This is a genomic window from Microbacterium testaceum StLB037 (assembly GCF_008763945.1).
In the GTDB taxonomy this organism is placed as follows: domain Bacteria; phylum Actinomycetota; class Actinomycetes; order Actinomycetales; family Microbacteriaceae; genus Microbacterium; species Microbacterium testaceum_G.
Map to the genome: position 1 here is coordinate 433,031 of NZ_VTQH01000003.1, position 17,109 is coordinate 450,139.

General features: G+C 68.9%; 17 protein-coding genes and 1 tRNA gene. 7 read left to right on the forward strand and 11 right to left on the reverse strand.

Going from position 1 to position 17,109, the window contains the following annotated elements; all coding sequences use genetic code 11:
* The 3 genes from F9B98_RS14405 to F9B98_RS14415 all read right to left on the reverse strand — a co-directional run bounded on the left by F9B98_RS14405 (position 1) and on the right by F9B98_RS14415 (position 3,813).
* Entirely contained in the window at positions 1 to 1,113 is a 1,113-nt protein-coding gene (locus F9B98_RS14405) for a PAS domain-containing sensor histidine kinase (protein WP_150958645.1), read from the reverse strand.
* A 101-nt stretch (positions 1,114 to 1,214) separates the two neighbouring features.
* Positions 1,215 to 2,801: a molybdopterin-dependent oxidoreductase gene (locus F9B98_RS14410; protein WP_150958647.1), complete on the reverse strand. Its 1,587-nt coding sequence runs from the start codon at positions 2,799 to 2,801 to the stop codon at positions 1,215 to 1,217.
* A 79-nt stretch (positions 2,802 to 2,880) separates the two neighbouring features.
* The gene (locus F9B98_RS14415; protein WP_150958649.1) at positions 2,881 to 3,813 is read right to left on the reverse strand and encodes a DMT family transporter; all 933 of its coding nucleotides are present in this window, start codon (positions 3,811 to 3,813) and stop codon (positions 2,881 to 2,883) included.
* A gap of 81 nt (positions 3,814 to 3,894) precedes the next feature.
* On the opposite strand from F9B98_RS14415, the gene F9B98_RS14420 reads away from it, so the two are divergent.
* Positions 3,895 to 4,377, forward strand: coding sequence for an Lrp/AsnC family transcriptional regulator (locus F9B98_RS14420; RefSeq protein WP_150958651.1), 483 nt, complete (start codon positions 3,895 to 3,897; stop codon positions 4,375 to 4,377).
* Between the two features lie 39 nt (positions 4,378 to 4,416).
* Here the strand turns inward: F9B98_RS14420 and F9B98_RS14425 are convergent, their stop codons facing one another.
* The 4 genes from F9B98_RS14425 to F9B98_RS14440 form a co-directional block, all read right to left on the reverse strand.
* Positions 4,417 to 4,602 carry a hypothetical protein gene (locus tag F9B98_RS14425; RefSeq protein WP_150958653.1) on the reverse strand — a complete coding sequence of 62 codons (186 nt, stop codon included), beginning with the start codon at positions 4,600 to 4,602 and terminating at the stop codon, positions 4,417 to 4,419.
* 91 nt (positions 4,603 to 4,693) lie between these two features.
* Complete coding sequence (locus F9B98_RS14430; protein WP_150958655.1) at positions 4,694 to 5,734, reverse strand: aldo/keto reductase; 1,041 nt, start codon at positions 5,732 to 5,734, stop codon at positions 4,694 to 4,696.
* Positions 5,735 to 5,791: 57 nt separating this feature from the next.
* Positions 5,792 to 6,829, reverse strand: a complete 1,038-nt coding sequence (locus tag F9B98_RS14435; RefSeq protein ID WP_150958657.1) for a methionine synthase — start codon at positions 6,827 to 6,829, stop codon at positions 5,792 to 5,794.
* Between the two features lie 20 nt (positions 6,830 to 6,849).
* Entirely contained in the window at positions 6,850 to 7,845 is a 996-nt protein-coding gene (locus F9B98_RS14440) for a putative oxygenase MesX (RefSeq protein ID WP_150958659.1), read from the reverse strand.
* Between the two features lie 117 nt (positions 7,846 to 7,962).
* On the opposite strand from F9B98_RS14440, the gene F9B98_RS14445 reads away from it, so the two are divergent.
* From F9B98_RS14445 to F9B98_RS14455, 3 genes are all read left to right on the forward strand, one after another.
* Complete coding sequence (locus tag F9B98_RS14445) at positions 7,963 to 8,904, forward strand: LysR family transcriptional regulator (RefSeq protein WP_150958661.1); 942 nt, start codon at positions 7,963 to 7,965, stop codon at positions 8,902 to 8,904.
* A gap of 121 nt (positions 8,905 to 9,025) precedes the next feature.
* Positions 9,026 to 10,219, forward strand: coding sequence for a low temperature requirement protein A (locus F9B98_RS14450; RefSeq protein ID WP_150958663.1), 1,194 nt, complete (start codon positions 9,026 to 9,028; stop codon positions 10,217 to 10,219).
* A gap of 72 nt (positions 10,220 to 10,291) precedes the next feature.
* A complete protein-coding gene (locus tag F9B98_RS14455; protein ID WP_150958665.1) occupies positions 10,292 to 10,591 on the forward strand; it encodes a hypothetical protein in 300 nt (99 codons plus the stop codon).
* 717 nt (positions 10,592 to 11,308) lie between these two features.
* Here F9B98_RS14455 and F9B98_RS14460 read toward each other — a convergent pair.
* The 3 genes from F9B98_RS14460 to F9B98_RS14470 all read right to left on the reverse strand — a co-directional run bounded on the left by F9B98_RS14460 (position 11,309) and on the right by F9B98_RS14470 (position 13,486).
* Positions 11,309 to 11,381, reverse strand: a tRNA-Lys gene (locus F9B98_RS14460).
* A 39-nt stretch (positions 11,382 to 11,420) separates the two neighbouring features.
* On the reverse strand, positions 11,421 to 12,437 hold the full coding sequence (locus F9B98_RS14465) for a FecCD family ABC transporter permease (RefSeq protein ID WP_191966861.1): 1,017 nt from the start codon (positions 12,435 to 12,437) through the stop codon (positions 11,421 to 11,423).
* Entirely contained in the window at positions 12,434 to 13,486 is a 1,053-nt protein-coding gene (locus F9B98_RS14470) for a FecCD family ABC transporter permease (protein ID WP_191966862.1), read from the reverse strand. Before F9B98_RS14470 ends, F9B98_RS14465 begins: the two co-directional genes overlap by 4 nt.
* A gap of 23 nt (positions 13,487 to 13,509) precedes the next feature.
* On the opposite strand from F9B98_RS14470, the gene F9B98_RS14475 reads away from it, so the two are divergent.
* Entirely contained in the window at positions 13,510 to 14,559 is a 1,050-nt protein-coding gene (locus F9B98_RS14475) for an iron-siderophore ABC transporter substrate-binding protein (protein WP_225310363.1), read from the forward strand.
* 105 nt (positions 14,560 to 14,664) lie between these two features.
* Here the strand turns inward: F9B98_RS14475 and F9B98_RS14480 are convergent, their stop codons facing one another.
* A complete protein-coding gene (locus F9B98_RS14480; RefSeq protein ID WP_150958671.1) occupies positions 14,665 to 15,333 on the reverse strand; it encodes a fasciclin domain-containing protein in 669 nt (222 codons plus the stop codon).
* A gap of 318 nt (positions 15,334 to 15,651) precedes the next feature.
* On the opposite strand from F9B98_RS14480, the gene sigK reads away from it, so the two are divergent.
* Together sigK and F9B98_RS14490 are read left to right on the forward strand one after the other, a co-directional pair.
* Positions 15,652 to 16,254 carry an ECF RNA polymerase sigma factor SigK gene (gene sigK / locus F9B98_RS14485; RefSeq protein ID WP_191966863.1) on the forward strand — a complete coding sequence of 201 codons (603 nt, stop codon included), beginning with the start codon at positions 15,652 to 15,654 and terminating at the stop codon, positions 16,252 to 16,254.
* 83 nt (positions 16,255 to 16,337) lie between these two features.
* Positions 16,338 to 17,063 carry an anti-sigma factor domain-containing protein gene (locus F9B98_RS14490; protein ID WP_225310364.1) on the forward strand — a complete coding sequence of 242 codons (726 nt, stop codon included), beginning with the start codon at positions 16,338 to 16,340 and terminating at the stop codon, positions 17,061 to 17,063.
* The last annotated feature ends 46 nt before the right edge of the window (positions 17,064 to 17,109 follow it).

The following is a 17,109-nucleotide window of genomic DNA, read 5'->3' on the forward strand; positions in this document are numbered from 1 at the left end:
TCAGACGAGCGGGGAGGGGCCGACCTCGTCGTCGGCGCGCGGGATGGTGAGGGTCACCGTCGTCCCCTGGCCGAGCGTGCTCGTGATACGCAGCGTGCCCCCGTGCTCGCTCACGACCTGCTGGACGCTCGCCAACCCGATCCCGCGGCCACCGTCGCCCGTGTCGGCGAGCCGCCCCCGGTTGCCCTCGCGCGTGATCGAGGCGAGATCGTCGGGGTGGATGCCACGACCCCGGTCGCGCACGCGCACCGCGGCGCCCTCGTCGGTTTCGAACGCGTCGATCTCGATGAGGTCGTCGGAGTACTTCGCGGCGTTCTCGAGGACGTTCGCGATCGCGCGCCGGAGCCCCAGGACGTCTCCCCAGACGGGGACCGCATCCATCTGTCCGAACACGACACGCCCGGGTGGGTCTCCCGGGAGCACGAGTGCGACGGCCCCGCGGGCGATGAGGTCCAGGCTCGCGCGGCGGCGACCGCGCTCGCGCGAGGCGTCGACGTCGACCATCAGGGCCTGCGCCATGGCGACGATGTGGTCGCTCGCCTCGCCCGCCAGTCTCAGCAGACGGTGATCGGGGGGCAGCTCCTCGCCGATCAGGTCGAGATAACCGCGCAGGGCGGTCACGGGCGACAGCAGGTCGTGCGCGAACGTCCGTTGCAGCGCCGACTGCTCATCGGCGTCCCGCTTCTCGGTGGTCAGGTCGCGCACGATCTTCACGAAGCCGAGCACCTGCCCCTGATCGCTGCGGATGGCCGAGATCGTCACGCGCGCCCAGAACTCCGTGCCGTCGTTGCGCACACGCCAACCGGTGTCCTCGACGTGGCCGTCGCGCTGTGCCGCGGCGAGCAGCTGGTCGGGCTTGCCACGCCGCCGATCCTCCTCGCGGTAGAAGCGGGAGAAGTGCGAGCCGACGATCTCGTCCTCGCTGTAGCCCTTGATACGTTCGGCGCCGAGATTCCATCCGCGCACGAACCCGCCGCCGTCGAGCTTCACGATCGCGAAGAGGTCGACCTGCTCGTCCCAGTCGCGGGGGATCGATCGGCGGATGCTGGTCAGGGTGTTCTCCTGGTCGCCACCGGGGGAGGCGACGGGCGGCTCGTTCGGGACCGTCGTCATGCGAGAGTGTCGAGACGTGTCGGGGCGCTTGCTGAAGGCATGAGCCGATCATGCCCCGCGGGGACGCCCGGGAACAGCGATTGACATTCCCGGGCGTCGCTTCACGACGAGACGGTGACGAGGGTCCGCTGCCAGCCGCTCGACCCGTTGGGGGCGATGGGGGCCTGATCCTCGATCTGCAGGTTGCCCTGCTTGTCGGTGGCGCGGACGGCGATGTAGTGCGAGCCGGCCTCGGCGGTCCAGTCGAACTTCCACTGCACCCACGACTGATCGTTGATGGGAGTCGACAGCTGCGTCTCCTGCCACTCGCCGTTGTCTATGCTCACCTCGACCTTCTGCACGCCGACGGGCTGCGCCCACGCCATACCGGCGATCACGACGGTGCCGGCGGGTACGGGCGAGCCGATCTTGGGCGTGTCCACGCGCGACGACATCTTGATCGGCGCCTCGGCCGAGTAGCCGCGCGGGGTCCAGTAGGCCTCGGCCTGGTCGAATCGCGTGACGGTGAGCTTCGTGACCCACTTCGTCGCCGAGACGTAGCCGTACAGGCCCGGGACGACCATGCGCACCGGGAAACCGTGCTCGAACGGGAGCGGCTCGCCGTTCATCTTCACCGCGAAGATCGCATCGAGGTTGTCGTCGGTGAGGGAGGACAGGGGAGTGGATGCCGTGTACCCGTCGACGCTCTCCGAGAGCACCATGTCGGCATCTCCCTGCACGCCGGCCATGCGCAACACGTCGCGGATCGGGATGCCGGTCCAGATGGCGTTGCCGACGAGCCCGCCGCCGACCTCGTTGGAGACGCAGGTGAGGGTCACGCCGTACTCGTCGAGCCCCATGCCGACGAGGTCGTCGAAGCTGAGCTCGATCGGGTTGTCGACCATGCCCTCGATCGAGAGGCGCCACGTGGTGGGGTCGACGTTGGGGACGGTGAGCGCGGTGTCGACGCGGTAGAAGTCGCCGTTGGGGGTGATGATCGGCGTGAGACCGTCGATGTCCCAGTTCGCCCCCTCCGGCACCGTCACGGTCGTCCGCGCCGCGGGGATGCTCAGGGCGTCGCGGGCGGCGGCGACCGACGAGGTCGCGGCGTTGAGCACGCGGGCCCCGACGCCCACGACCACCGCACCTACCGCGGTGAGACCGGTGAGGAGCAGGAACCGGCGGCGATCGGTGCCCGCGGCATCGGCGTTTCCCGCCGTGGCCGCCGAGACCCATCGGCGAAGGCGCACGATCGCGAGCAGGAGCACGAGAATGCCCGCGACGGTGCCGACCACCGGGGGAAGCCAGGCGAGGACACCGGCTCCGGCGCGCGTGACGATGGCCGCGGTCGCGAGGACGCCGCCGATGCCGAGCAGGGCGACCCCGACGTAGCGGAAGCGGTACTCGAGCACGCCGGCGACGGCCGCGGCGACGGCGGCGCCGAGACCGACGCCCACCAGCAGGGCGATCTTGTCGCTCTCGCCGAAGAGCGTGATCGCCAGCTCCTTCAGCGGACGCGGGACGATGTCGACGATGAACGAGCCCACCGCGAGGATGGGGCTCGCCGAACGCGCGACGAGCGCTGCGAGCGCCTCTGCCGCGGCGAGCAGCACCGCCGCCGCCACGATGCCGGCGAGAGCCGCCCAGATCCAGGCGTGCGGGCGGCGGGCCGTGGTGGTCTCGGTCCGGGCCGCGGTGTCGGTCGTCATGGCATCCCTCGTTCCCGCTCTCCGCGCAGGCGCGATGAGCATCTCCCCTTATTCGGAGCGAAGGGTGGAACGGATGCCGTCAGGGCGCGGAGTGCGCCGATGTGGGCGCCGCGGGGGCCAGCGCGAACGCCGCCACCCCGGTCACGATGAGAGCGAGGGCGAGGCCCAGGCCCCAGCCGACGGATTCGCCGAGGAGGGGCACAGCGATGACGGCGGTGAGGACGGGGCTCAGCGCACCGGCGGCAGCCGGCAGGCTGCTACCGAGGTTCTTGACGGCGACCACGTAGCAGGCCGTCGACAGCAGCCCCGTCCCGACTCCCTGGACGAGGGCGTAGGCGCCCACGGTGCGCAGGTCGGCGGTGCCGGCGAGCAGCGCCGAGGGCAGCACTCCCGTCGCCCCGAGAAGCAGAGCGGATGCCACCGAGGTCACCGAGACGACCAGGATCACCGCGATCGGGTCGAGACGCGTGCGGGCGACGCCCACCGTGTACGCGGCCCACACCAGGCCCGCGGCCAACAGCACGACGATCCCCCCGGGGCCGGACGCTCCGCCGGTGAACAGCGCGCTGGCCGCCACCCCCGCCACGATCGCGGCGAGGGCGAGCAGGCGTCGCCGGGACACCGTGCGCCGCAAGCCGAGGAAGAGCAGCGCCGTGACGAACAGGGGCACGGTTCCGGGCACGAGCAGACCGGTGAGGGCCGCCGACGTGAGGTGGGCACCCCACGCGAACAGGAGGAAGTGCGGGAGCCCGGCCAGGAGCACGAGGGCGAGCACGGCGGGGCGCTCGCCGCGGAGGGCGCGGAACGTGCGGGGGATCCACGGACTCAGCACGAGCACGGGCACGGCGAAGCGGACGATCGCGGCATCCGCCATCGTGAGTCCCGCGCCCTCGAGGGCGCGCGTGGAGAGGGCGAATGACGACCAGAGTGCGATGACGGCGGCGAGAGCCGCGATGCCGATCGCGGTGCGGCGGGAGAGGACCCGGGGCCGGGGGAGGGCGAACGTCGTCACCCTGCGAGAGTAGAAAGATCGCCGGCGCAGGCGATTGCGAATATTGCTCGTGGTAGCCCGATATTGGCAGAATCATGCTTCATGACCGCTCTCGACCGCATCGACCGTCTGATCCTGCGCGAGCTGCAGCAGGATGGTCGGCTCTCGAACCAGGAACTCGCCGATCGCGTCGGCCTCTCCCCGTCGCCGTGCCTGCGGCGCGTGCGCCAGCTCGAGCAGGCCGGCGTGATCGAGGGGTACCGCGCGGTGGTCTCGCCGAAGGCGGTCGATCTGACCATTACCGCGTTCGTGCGCCTGCGTCTCGCCTCGCACGAGGGTGCGACGGTGGATGCCGTGGAGAAGCGGCTGCGCGCGATCCCGCACATCGTCGAGGCGCACCTCCTCGCCGGCGACTGGGACTACCTCGTGCGCATCGTCACGCCGAGCTTCGAGGAGTACGAGCGCCTCCTGCGCGAACACCTGCGCGCGATCCCCTCGCTCGCCTCGATCGACACCACGTTCGCGTTCGCCGAGACCAAGCCGGTGTCGCCGCTCCCGCTCGGTGAACCGGCCGGCCACGCGTGAGGCCCGGGTCGACGATAGCGACCCGGGCCTCTCCGCCTGTCAGCGCTGCGAGCGCTGCTTGAGGACCTTCGCCTGCACCTTGCGGCGGATCTTCTGCACCTTCGGGTCTTTCCAGACCCGGTAGGCGACGGTTCCTGCGGCGGCCGCGCGGCCGATCGCCGTGCGGGCCAGCACGGCTCCCGCGAGTCCGACCGCTCCGGTTCCGATCCAACGTGCGACACCCATGACGCCTCCTCGATTGCGTGTGGCTACTCACCTCACACGATCGGGCTCCGGATGCCGCGCCGCTTGCGCCGGCGCCGCGCGTGTGCGTGGGTCAGCGCAGCGACCCGCCCGAGGGGGCGGCGAACGGCTCGAGAGCGGCGATCACGTCGTCGCTCAGCGTGGCCGAGCTCGCCTCGACGGCGTCGTCGATCTGGCTCGGCCGCGACGCTCCGATGATCGCGGTCGTGACCACCGGGTCGCGCAGCACCCACGCCACCGCCAGCTGGGGGATCGACAGACCCGCGTCGCGAGCGACCCCGTCGATGCCGCGGATGCGCTCGAGGTAGTCGTCGGTGAGGGCGGACTCGTCGAGGAAGCGGCTGTCGGCCGCCCGCGAGTCGGCGGGGACGTTCCCGTCGAGGTACTTCGCCGTCAGCAGGCCCTGAGCGAGCGGCGAGAACACCGCACTGCCGACGCCGAGCTCGCGCAGCGTCGGGAACAGCTCCGCCTCGGGCGTGCGGTCGAACAGCGAGTACCGCGGCTGGTGGATGAACAGACGCACCCCCTCGGCCGCGAGCAGCTCGTGCGCGCGACGGGTGAGCTCGGCGGGGTAGTTCGAGATGCCGACGTACAGCGCCTTGCCGCTGCGCACGATGTCGGCGAGGGCGGTGACGGTCTCTTCGATGGGCGTGTCGGGGTCGACGCGGTGCGAGTAGAAGACGTCGACGTAGTCGGTGCGCATGCGCGTGAGACTCTGCTCGAGCGAGCGGACGAGGTACTTGCGCGACCCGCCGTCGCCATAAGGCCCGGGCCACATGTCGTAGCCGGCCTTCGTCGAGAGGAACAGCTCGTCGCGGTATCGGCGCAGGTCGCTGTCGAGCACCGTGCCGAACGTCGTCTCGGCCGCACCGTAGGGAGGACCGTAATTGTTCGCGAGGTCGATGTGCACGACGCCGCGGTCGAACGCGTGACGCAGGATCTCGCGTTGCGAGTCGAGCGTGCGCCCGCTGCCGAAGTTCTGCCAGAGGCCGAGCGAGATGCGGGGGAGGGGGATGCCGCTCGCCCCGGCGCGCAGGAACGGCACGTCGTCGTAGCGGGTGGAGGACGCCGTGAAGGCGGACGTCAGGCGGGGGTCATCGGCGGCGATGGGCATGATTCTCCTCGACGGTGAAGGGGGACACCGTCGACTCTGCCACGGATCGACGCGCGCTCAGGCGGGAACGCGCGACAGCTCCTCGCGCAGGATGCCGGCACCCGCCGTCAGCGCGCTGAGCTTGTCGAACGCCACCTGGCGTGGCAGGGGCGCCATGCCGCAGTTCGAGCTGGCGATGAGCTTGTCGGCGTCCACGAACTGCAGGGCCCGTCGCAGGGTGTCGGCCACCTCTTCGGGGGTCTCCACCTCGTGGCTGGCGACGTCGATCGCGCCGAGCATGACGTTCTTGCCGCGGATGAGCTCGATGAGGTCGATCGGCACGTGCGAGTTGTGGCTCTCGAGCGAGACGGTATCGATGCTCGAGCGCTGCAGCAGCGGGAAAGACTCCTCGTACTGGCGCCATTCGGCCCCGAGGGTCGCCTTCCAATCGGTGTTGGCCTTGATGCCGTAGCCGTAGCAGATGTGCACGACCGTCTCGGCCCGCAGGCCCTCGGCAGCGCGCTCGAGCGTGGCGACTCCCCAGTCCTTCATCTCGTCGAAGAAGACGTTGAAGGCGGGCTCGTCGAACTGGATGATGTCGACGCCGGCGGCCTCGAGCTCGCGCGCCTCCTGGTTGAGGATCGTCGCGAACTCCCACGCGAGCTTCTCGCGGCTGCGGTAGTGGCGGTCGGCGAGCGTGTCGATCATCGTCATGGGGCCGGGCAGGGCCCACTTGATCGGGCGGTCCGTCTGCCGGCGCAGGAACGCGGCATCCTGGACGAAGACCGGCTGGCGACGGCTCACCGCACCGACGACGGTCGGGACGCTCGCGTCGTAGCGGTCGCGGATGCGCACGGTCTCGCGGTTCTCGAAGTCGACGCCCTCGAGGTGCTCGATGAAGGTCGTCACGAAGTGCTGACGGGTCTGCTCGCCGTCGCTGACGATGTCGAGGCCGCGGCGCTCCTGCTCTTTCGCGGCGCTGCGCAGGGCGTCCTGCTTGCCCTCGACGAGCGTGTCACCCTCGAGCTCCCAGGGCGACCACAGCACCTCCGGCTTGGCGAGCCAGGCCGGCTTGGGGAGGCTTCCGACGATGGAGGTGGGCAGAAGGCTGTTCACGGCGGTGTTCTCCGGGGAGGTCATCGGGTCGGGAGCACGTCGGCGACGAGCCAGGCGTCGAGCACGGCGCGGTGCGGCGTGACGAAGTGCTCCTCGGTGTAACGGCCCTGCGTGATCCCGAGGCGGCTGCGCTCCTCGCGGTCGTACGCGATGTTCGTGCGGGTGAAGTCCTCGTGCGCGAGGGTGGGACGGTAGACCTCGCCCGCCGGCTCGTGGGCGTTGTAGATCTCGGGACGGTAGATCTTCTGGAACGTCTCCATCGTGGCCACCGTGCCGGCTAGCTGCAGGTCGGTGTAGTCCGCGAGCAGATCGCCGCGGAAGTAGAAGGCCAGCGGCGCCACGCTGCCGCGCGGCATGAAGTAGCGCACCTGCAGGCCCATCTTCCCGAAGTACTCGTCGGTCAGCGAGAACGCATCCTGCTCGTACTCGTGCCCGAGGACGGGGTGCACGACACCGGTGCGGTGGTACTCGCGGCTCGTCGACACGCTGATGCACACGACGGGCGACTGCGTATAGCGCTCGCAGTACGCCTCGGAATCGAGGAAGTGCTGGAAGAGCTTGCCGTGCAGGATGCCGAAGCCCTCGGGCAGCGTGAAGGGCTTGCCCTCGCCGTTGGCGGCGGGCAGCAGCACGCTGAAGTCGTAGTCGCGCAGGTAGGACGAGAAGTTGTTGCCGACGATGCCCTGGTGGCGCTCGCCGGTGAGGGTGTCGACGAGGTGGACGTCGAGCACCTCGAGCAGGGGGAACTCGCGGTCGTCGCCGGCATCGTCGTCGAACTGCAGCGCGGCGGAGACGATGTCGAGCTCGACGCGGTAGCGGTCGGAGTCGGGGTTCTCACCGTCGGCCAGTTCGTTGAACCGGCGGTCGATCATGGCCAGGGCGTTGCGCAGGTTCTGCTGCCGGTGCTCGCCCCGGGCGAGGTTGGCGAAGTTCGTGGTGATCCGCGAGCTGGACGAGGGCGCGTAGTCCTCGTCGAAGCGGGTGGTGGAGATGCGGAACGTAATGTCGTTCGCCATGTCGAGCCAATCGGAAGGGGCCGGGGTGGGCCGTGCGGGGAGCGTGTCCCCATCGTGCCGCCGCCGCGAAGTCATCGGGTAATTCCGCTCCGCTATGCCGAGGTATAGCTTTGGGCTATGGCAAAGCGCGCGAGCGGCATCACCCTGCAGCAGCTGCAGTACTTCATCGAGGTCGCGGCCGAGGGATCCATCAGCGCCGCTGCCGACCTGCTCTACGTCGCCCAGCCCACGATGTCGGCGGCGATGCGCGATCTCGAGACACGGGTGGGCCGCGACCTGCTGACCCGCTCGGCGCGCGGCGTCACCCTGACCGTCGACGGGGTCGAGTTCCTCGGCTACGCGCGTCAGGTGGTCGAACAGGCGGAACTCCTCGAGCAGCGCTACCTGGGCCGGCCCCCCTCGCGCCGCCTCCTGGGCGTCTCCGCCCAGCACTACTCGTTCGTCGTCGATGCGTTCGTGCGCATGGTGAGGGCGACGGATGCCGCGGAGTACGAGTTCTCGCTGCGTGAGACGCGCACCTTCGACATCATCGAAGACGTCCGGACGCTGCGCAGCGAGCTCGGCATCCTGTTCCGCAACGATTTCAACCGGAACGTGCTCGACAAGCTGCTGCGGGACTCGGGCCTCGCCTTCCACCCGCTCTTCCGCGCCGAGCCGCACATCTTCGTCTCGCGCCGCAATCCGCTGGCCGGTCGCGAACGCGCGACCCTCGCCGACCTCGCCGATCTGCCCCGACTCACCTTCGACCAGGGCGCGAACAACTCTTTCTACTTCGCCGAGGAGATCCTCTCGACCCTCTCGAGCAAACAGGAGATCCGCGTGTCCGACCGTGCGACGATCTTCAACCTCATGATCGGTCTCGACGGGTACACGATCTCGACGGGAATCATCAGCGACGACCTCGACCCCGAGATCGTCGCCGTCCCGCTCGACGTCGACGAGCGGATCGAGATCGGCTGGATCGGGCGGACCGCCATTCCCCTCACCGACCAGGCGCAGAGGTACCTGGGCGAGGTGCGGGACGTGGTGGCGGAATTCGGGGTGGAGCTGCTCGACTGACGGCCCCGTCCGGCGGGTCGAGAGGGGCGACCGGATGCCGGGATGAGTGGGGTCCGGATAGTGCCTCGGACCCGCAGGCGCAGACCCGCCTGTGTTCAACGCGTCAGTGCCAGGATGGGGCATGGCATTCGGGATGACTCGCGACGTGTTGCGCCCCACGGACTCCTCGCGCGCGGACCGGGTGACGTATGTCGAGCTGTTCTTCGATCTGATGTTCGTGCTCGCGCTGACGCAGGTGTCCGCCTACCTTTACGAGAACCAGACGCCGCTCGGCGCGCTCGAGGGCGTCATCATGGTGTGCGCTCTGTGGTGGGCGTGGGTGTCGACCACATGGGTCACCAATTGGCTCGATCCCGTGACGCTGCCTGTGCGCGGAGCGGTTGTCGCTCTGGGTTTCATCGCGCTCGTGATGAGCGTTTCGATCGCGGAAGCATTCGGTGATCGAGCGTGGGCCTTCGCTGTGGCGTACGTCGTCCTGCAGATCGGGCGCACGGGATTCATCGTGTGGGCGACCGTTCGTCACGACCGGCGGGTGGCGCACGACTTCGCTCTGATCCTCGGATGGACTGCCGTCGGCGGCGCCCTCTGGATCGTCGGTGCCGTATTACCGCCCGCCGGGCAGCTGCCGTTGTGGACCGCGGCTCTCGCGCTCGAACTGCTCGGCACGATTCTCGGGTACCCGATACCGGGTCGAGGAAAAGTGCTGCTTCACTCGTGGGACCTGTCCGGTCCCCACATCGCCGAACGGACGGCGCTCTTCGTCCTCATCGCCATCGGCGAGGGACTGCTCGTCACCGGCCTCGCCTTCGTCGAGAAGGAGTCGTCCGCGTCGTCGGTGGCATCGCTGGTGACGGCGTTCGTCGCTGCAGCGGCCGCGTGGTGGATCTATTTCGATCACGGCGAGCGCGTCGGCGCGGAGGCGATCGAGGCGTCGGACGAACCAGGCAGACTCGCGCGCACGGCGTACACCTGGGTGCACCTTCCGATCATCGGCGGGATCGTGTTGATGAGCGTGGGCGATAAGGAAATGCTTTCGCAACCTGATCAGCGAAGTGCCGCCGCGATGATCGTCATCGTCGGCGGGCCCCTCCTGTTCCTCGCCGGCACCGTGCTGTTCCGGCGCACCCTCGAAGGACGGTGGCCGCGAGCTCAGCTGCTCGGCCTCATCGGTCTGGCCACGCTCGCGGGGCTGGCCCTCTTCCTCCCTGTCCTCGACGCGCTCGGATTGTCGATTGCGGCCGCGATCCTTCTCGCCGGTGTCGCGGCCGCCGAGACCATGGAGCGGGTGCGTCGTGGGCGCAGGGCGGGGGGATGAACGCACCTCTGTCAGTGCCGCCGGTGTGGACTGCTGTGATTGCGCCCTTCGACGCGAGGAGCGAGACTGAGGATGAGATCGACGGCCCGGATGGTGCGCGAGGCCGAATGCGGATGGCTCTGGACGACGGCGGAATCACTCACGGTGTTCTCCGGTGACCGTGTGACCCGCGATGTTCATCCCGGCGACGTCGCGAACGTCTCGGAGTCCGTCGTACGGAGCCGTCACCTGTTCGAACCGCAGCTGAAGGTCACGTTCCGCGACGGTTCGATTCTCATGGCGAATCCCGTCCGTGAAGGATTTGCGGAGATCTTTCCCTTCGGCGGCCGGAAGCTGAGTCTGTTCCTGCGGCGGATAGAGGAATTCCAGTAGGGCACTGATCATCGAGGACGGGGTGAGCAGCCCCCGTGATACTCCGCGGCCTTATTCGCGGGCTACACGCGCCGTGGCTCTTTCGATGCCGCGAGCGAGATTCCGCCGTATGCGGCCGTGCTCCGTCTGTAGAAGGCACATTGCAGACTGTTAGCTGGCCCGAGAACGTGGGTTGCGCGGCGGTTGAAGGTCGGGATGCAAGTGACGCCGTTAAGACGAACCGTCTTGACCTTCTTGGTCTCTGGTCCGTGGGCGGCCTCGATTCTGGAGCATCATTCGACATTCAATTCGATTCTTCCGCGTGTGAAAGAGGAAGCTTCCCTGTTGACCTCGTCCGCCAATCAAGTGGGTAATTTTTGTGCGTCTATTTGCCTGTGGATAAAGACCCCGATTCGACGACCGAAGCAGATGTATCAACTTTTGTGAAGAGTGTCGACGGCGCTGCCTCGGATCCGAAAGTATGTCTGAGGTGATAAGTGTTGTGGCCGGGTGAATCGCTCGCACTTGAGGCCCTCTTCTCCGGGATCTGGATTGAGGACGAGTCGCACGAGGTGAGTGCGCGCGGTGAATTCCATAAGCCGGTTGCTCTGATCCAGGCAGCTGCCGTCGAGTGGGCGGCAGCCAAAGCAAAGAGCGTCAGCGATACGGCTGACGCTCTGGACTCAACCCCGAGCAATCACGATCTCGGGGGAATTCGTTCGAGTAAGACAAGCGCGGTGGGCCCCGTGGGGCTCGAACCCACGACCCGCGGATTAAAAGTCCGATGCTCTACCGACTGAGCTAGAGGCCCTCGTCGTCCAGCCTACCGGCCCCGCGGGGTCGCTCGTGCTCACCGGCGTCGCCGCGACACGATCCAGAACAGGTACGCGCCCCCGACGACGGCGGTGAGCAGGCCGACCGGAATCTGCAACGGTGCCAGGGCGCGCTGGGCGATCACGTCGGCGACGAGGAGCACGGCTGCGCCCGTGACCGCGGAGCCGACCAGGGGGATCCCGCTGGTGCGCATGGTGCGTCGGGCGAGTTGCGGTGCGGCGAGGGCGATGAAACCGATGGGACCGGCGACCGCGGTCGCGGTTCCGGTGAGCAGCGCGGCGACGACGATCAGGGCGAGTCGTACTCGCCCGGTGCGCACCCCGAGGGCGACAGCGGTGTCGTCGCCGAGCTCGAGAGCGCGGAAGTCGCGGTAACTGACGATCAATACGAGTGACAGGATGCCGATCGACGCGAGCAACAGCGCCACATCGTCGAGAGAGGTCGCCGCCAGGCTCCCGTGAAGCCACTGCGTCGCGTTTCGCGCGATCTCGAGCGGGGCCCGGGTCAAGAGGTAGTCGTTGACCGCCGACAGCAGGGTCGAGAGCGCGATCCCGGCGAGGATGGTCCGCTCTCGCGAGACGCCCAGGCTGCGGGCGATGGCCATGACGACCACGACGGTCAGGAGGCCGCCGATCCAAGCCCCGGCGGCGGGAGAGGCGGCCGGGGCGAGAAGAGTGAGCCCGACGAGCGCCCCGGTGGCCGACCCGGCGCTGAATCCGACGATGTCGGGGCTCGCGAGCGGATTGCGGGCGAGCGTCTGGAACACGGCCCCGGCCAGGCCGAGGGCGGCGCCGATGGCCAGAGCGGCCAGAACGCGCGGGACGCGCAGACCCACGACCACGACGGTCGTCCGGCCGTCGCCTTCTCCGGTCAGCGCGTACGCCACCTGCCCGAGGGACGCCTGGAAAGAACCCGTCGTGAGCCCGACCACCGCAGCGAGCGTTGCCACGACGAGCGTGCCGACCAGGACCAGCGCGTATCGGCGGCGTCGCCGCGAGCGCGCGGGAGAGCGAAGGCCGGTTCCGGCGCTCACGGCATCCGCTTCTTCCGGAGGATGAGCCACAGTAGCAACGGGGCCCCCAGGAAAGCGGCGACGATCCCCGCCTCCACCTCGCCGGGAGGGGCGATGACCCGACCGAGGACGTCGCTCGCGAGCGTCAGAGCCGCCCCGGTCACGGCGGCCAGGGGAAGCGACGTCCGAACGGACCCGCCCACCGCGCCTCGAACGGCGTGAGCCACGAGCAGACCGATAAAGGCCAGGGGTCCCGCTGCGGAGGTCGCGGCGGCGCAGAGCAGAGTGATCGCCACGCCGGAGCCGATCATGACCAGCGGGGGAGAGACCCCGAGCGCCCGCGCCAGGTCGGCACCGAGCTGCAGCTGATCGAGGCCCCGCGACACGACGACGGCGAGCAGGAGGCCTACGACGGCGAACGGCAGGAGCTGAAGCGCGACGTCCGGGTCGCGGCGCTCGAACGAACCGACCGCCCAGAACCGGAACGATTCGAAGGTGTCGTCATCGGCCAGCGTGATGATGCGGACGACGGCGCTGAGACACGCACTGAGCGCCACCCCGGCCAGCACGAGACCGATGGTGTCGTCGCGCCGCTCGCCGCGGGCGGCGGTGTGCACCAGCAGAGACGCCGCCGCCGCGCCCACGAAGGCGAACCAGACGTATCCGCTCGCCGTCGCAACTCCGAAGAACCCGATCGCGACGACGACGCCGAGGGCCGCGCCCGCGTTCACCCCGAGCAGGCCCGGGTCGGCGAGTGGGTTCCGCGTCGCGGCGCGCATGACGACGCCGGCCACGCCGAGACAGGCGCCGGCGAAGATCGCGGTGAGGGTGCGCGGTAGGCGGAGCTGGTGGACGATGACGCTGGCGGCATCCTGTCGATCGGAGAAGAGGGCCGACACGACGTCCGCGGGGCTGAGGGCTCGAGACCCCACGGCGAGACTCGCGAGGACGAGACCGACGAGGATGCCGCTCACGACCAGGAAGAACACGACCGCGCGTCGTCGCGACGACCGTCGTCTCGACCCCCGTGCCGCCACGCCCGGGACGGTGGGAGCGTGGACGACGATCACACAGGTAAGGATAACCTAACCGGGTGATCGACTTTCGTTTCCCGTCCTCCCGTGCCCGATTCCGTCCTCGACGTCTCGTCGGTGTCGGCCTCGCCGCAGCCGTGCTCGTCCTCGCCGGGTGCGCCGGACCCGCTGCGGGGCCTTCGACGGTGGATGCCGAGGCCGGCTCGACCGGGCAGTGGACCGTCTCGCGCGACCTTGAGCCCGGTATGGGCTCCGAGCAAGCGGACGGCGTCTTTCCCCGAGAGGTGACGCACTTCGCCGGTACGACGGAGATCCCGTCCGAGCCGAAGCGCATCGCGGTCGTCTCCACGGGGCAAGTCGACGCGCTCCTCGCTCTGGGACAAGTGCCGGCGGCGGCGACCCGCGCTGAGAACAGCGGGCTGGTACCCCGATATCTGCTCGACGCGTTCCCCGATCGCGTTCCGGCGCTGGACGCCATGTCGGACATCGGCCAGCGGACTGAGCCCGACCTCGAGGCGATCGCGCAGGCCGCGCCCGATCTGATCCTGATCAACTCGACCCGGGGTGCCCAGCTCTACGACGCCCTCTCGGCCATCGCGCCCACCGTGGTGACGAAGGGCAACGGGGTGAACTGGAAGAGCGATTTCCTCCTCATCGCCGACGCCCTGGGTGACGAGGGCGGTGCCCGCGGCATCCTTGACGATCTTCAGGCGCAGAGCGCCGCTTTCTCGCAGACCCACCCGGCGGGGGAGCCGACGGTGTCGTTCCTGCAGTCGACGGGCGACCGCACGCGCATCATGGGAGTGCCGTCCTTCGCGGGAGGTATCGCGGAGGATCTCGGTCTCGGACGCCCCGAGTCGCAGCGGTTCGACGAGACATCGCAGGAGATCAGCGCCGAGCAGATCGATCTGGCCGACGCCGATCACGTGTTCTACGGCGGGACGGGGCAGGGCGTCTCGTTCATCGAGCAGGCGCCACTGTGGCAGACCCTCTCCGCCGTCACCGGACAGAGAACGACGACCGTCGACTTCGACCCGTGGTTCATGAATGCCGGCCCCGTCGCCGCTCGGCTCGTGCAGGACGAGATCATCCGCACCGTCGGTTCCTGACGAACGAAAGCGAGCGCCGAACCCCCTCGCCTGGGGTCCGGCGCTCGCCGTCAGGATCGGTCGATCATCGACCGATCGGATGCGCGGATGAGGCGCAACCGAGAATTACATGGTGGGGGGCATCAGCACCGTGTCGATGAGGTACACGGTGGCGTTGGCGGTCTGAACGCCACCGCAGATGACGTTCGCGTCGTTGACCTTGAGCGAGTCGCCCGAGCCCGAGACGGTGAGGTCCTGGCCCTCGACCGTGGCGTGAGTGCCGTCGATCTCGCTGGGCGAGAGCTGGCCCGAGACCACGTGGTACGTGAGAATCTTGGTCAGCGTGGCCGAGTCGGTCTTGAGGCCGTCGATGGTGGCGGCGGGGATCTTGGCGAACGCGTCGTCGGTGGGAGCGAAGACGGTGAACTCGGCGCCGTTCAGGGTGTTGACGAGGTTGACGTCGGGGTTCAGCTGCCCGCTGACGGCAGCGGTGAGCGTCTTGAGCAGCGGGTTGTTCGAGGCGGCGGTGGCGACCGGGTCAGCGGCCATGCCCTCGACCGAACCGGCGCCCGAGGGGACGGCGGCAGCGTAGTCGGCGCAGCCGGGGCCGACGAGGTTGGCGGCCGGGTCCATGGTGCTGGACGACATCGACGGCGAAGCCGACATCGAGGGGGTCGAGTTGTCCTCGGCGGTGGTGCCGCCCGAGGTGGTGCCACCCGAGCAGGCGGTGAGAGCGAAGGCCGAGCCCAGAACGAGGGCGAGACCAGCGACAACGGGCTTCTTGTTGGTGAGCATGACATTCCTCCGAAATCGTCCGGATCGCGTCTGCGACCCGTCAGGGACACCCCGGTGCGGGGGGCGGTTCGCCGTGGAGCGGCTTACACGGGGTCTTCGGGACCCCCTCGGGATCGGATTGCGAAATGTTCCCGATTCGAGAGTGGCGTGGCATCCGGTGGCTGGAAAAGTCCAGATGAGACGGGGGTAAATATTCTTCAGAATATTTTTCATGCGCGCGAGATGACGCGGCGACAGTCCATATCGGCCAGATAACGGTTTGCTCTCCCCGATTCGCCACGCGCATGCACCCACGCGGGCGCGCGCAAGAGGTAGGCAATGATGGATGCCATGGTGATCGACGGTTTCGACCTGCCCGACGACGGGGGCGAGAACGCCGATCACGTTGGCGCCCTGCTCCAGCGGGTCGCCGGCGGGGATCGGGTCGCGTTCGCCGAGCTGTACGACTCGCTCTCCGCGCGCGCCTTCGGTCTCATCCTCCGCGTGCTCGTGGACCGCTCGCAGAGCGAGGAGGTGCTCCAGGAGGTCTTCCTCGAGATCTGGCAATCCGCTGGGCGGTTCACTCCGAACAGAGGTCAGGGGAGATCGTGGGTTCTCACGATCGCGCACCGTCGAGCGGTGGACCGCGTGCGGTCATCGCAGTCGAGTGCCGATCGTGACGTGCGCGCGGGATTCCGGGATATGGACGTCGCATACGACGCCGTGTCCGAGAAAGTAGAACTGAAAATGGAGGGGCGGCGCGTCGTCGATGCACTGGCGGCGCTTCCCGAAGCCCAGAAGGAAGCTCTCACGCTCGCTTACTTCGGCGGGTACAGCCAAAGTGAGATCGCGACCCTCGTCGGGGCGCCGCTCGGTACGGTCAAGACACGGATGCGCGACGGATTGTCGCGCTTGAGAATGGAGATGGGGGTGGACAAGTGAACGAGAGGGATTTCGCCGACCTCGCCGTCGGACATGCGTTGAATGCGCTATCCGAGGCTGATGAACGCGCGTACCAGGAGGCTTTGGCGGGCAATCCGCATTGGGACCATCACGTCAGCGGCGCCGCCGACGCCGTCGCCGCCATCAGCGCCTCCGTCGAGCCCGTCGCGCCCCCGCCCTCGGTCCGCGCCGCTCTGTTCGCGCGCATCTCCGAGATGCCGCAGGAATCCGCGGAGACCCCGGCGTCGACATCCGCCTCCTCCGATGAAGAAGATTTCGCCGCGGCGGGCGCCGCCCCCGTCGAGCCCGAGCGCGAGGCCGTCTCGGTCGGTGCCTCCCCGGCATCCGGCTGGGGTCCGCGTCGCTGGTTCACGCTCGCCGCTTCTCTGGCGGCGGTTCTGGTGCTCGGCTTCGGGGCGGTGACGGTGAGCCAACTCGTCTCTCCGCCCGCGTCCGTGGTCGCTCTGCGCTCGATCGAGCAGGCTCCCGACGCGCAGTCGGCGTCGACGACGCTGCCCGACGGAACGGTGGCGACCGCGCACTGGTCGCCCTCGACCGGACAGAGCGTCCTCGTCACCGACGGGATGCCGGAGCTCGCCGCCGACAAGACCTACGAGCTCTGGTTCGTCCGGGGCGAGACCCCGATCGCGGCGGGCACGTTCGAGCCCGATGAGGCGGGAAAGGCGACGGCCGTCCTCCAGGGGGAGATGCACGCCGGAGACATCATCGCGGTGACCGTCGAACCCGCCGGCGGCTCTCCCGACGGAAAGCCCAGCACGGCCCCCGTCGTCGCGGTGGCGACGGCCTGACCGCGCGTTTCTCCCCGGCCGCTCGCACGAGTGTGCGGGCGGCCCG

What these genes read in the sequence shown, in the direction of transcription:
- F9B98_RS14405 (WP_150958645.1), bottom strand. Translation starts at nt 1,113, where the DNA reads ATGACGACGGTCCCGAACGAGCCGCCCGTCGCCTCCCCCGGTGGCGAC.
- F9B98_RS14410 (WP_150958647.1), bottom strand. Translation starts at nt 2,801, where the DNA reads ATGACGACCGACACCGCGGCCCGGACCGAGACCACCACGGCCCGCCGC.
- F9B98_RS14420 (WP_150958651.1), top strand. Translation starts at nt 3,895, where the DNA reads ATGACCGCTCTCGACCGCATCGACCGTCTGATCCTGCGCGAGCTGCAG.
- F9B98_RS14425 (WP_150958653.1), bottom strand. Translation starts at nt 4,602, where the DNA reads ATGGGTGTCGCACGTTGGATCGGAACCGGAGCGGTCGGACTCGCGGGA.
- F9B98_RS14430 (WP_150958655.1), bottom strand. Translation starts at nt 5,734, where the DNA reads ATGCCCATCGCCGCCGATGACCCCCGCCTGACGTCCGCCTTCACGGCG.
- F9B98_RS14440 (WP_150958659.1), bottom strand. Translation starts at nt 7,845, where the DNA reads ATGGCGAACGACATTACGTTCCGCATCTCCACCACCCGCTTCGACGAG.
- F9B98_RS14445 (WP_150958661.1), top strand. Translation starts at nt 7,963, where the DNA reads ATGGCAAAGCGCGCGAGCGGCATCACCCTGCAGCAGCTGCAGTACTTC.
- F9B98_RS14450 (WP_150958663.1), top strand. Translation starts at nt 9,026, where the DNA reads ATGGCATTCGGGATGACTCGCGACGTGTTGCGCCCCACGGACTCCTCG.
- F9B98_RS14455 (WP_150958665.1), top strand. Translation starts at nt 10,292, where the DNA reads ATGAGATCGACGGCCCGGATGGTGCGCGAGGCCGAATGCGGATGGCTC.
- F9B98_RS14480 (WP_150958671.1), bottom strand. Translation starts at nt 15,333, where the DNA reads ATGCTCACCAACAAGAAGCCCGTTGTCGCTGGTCTCGCCCTCGTTCTG.
- sigK (WP_191966863.1), top strand. Translation starts at nt 15,652, where the DNA reads ATGATGGATGCCATGGTGATCGACGGTTTCGACCTGCCCGACGACGGG.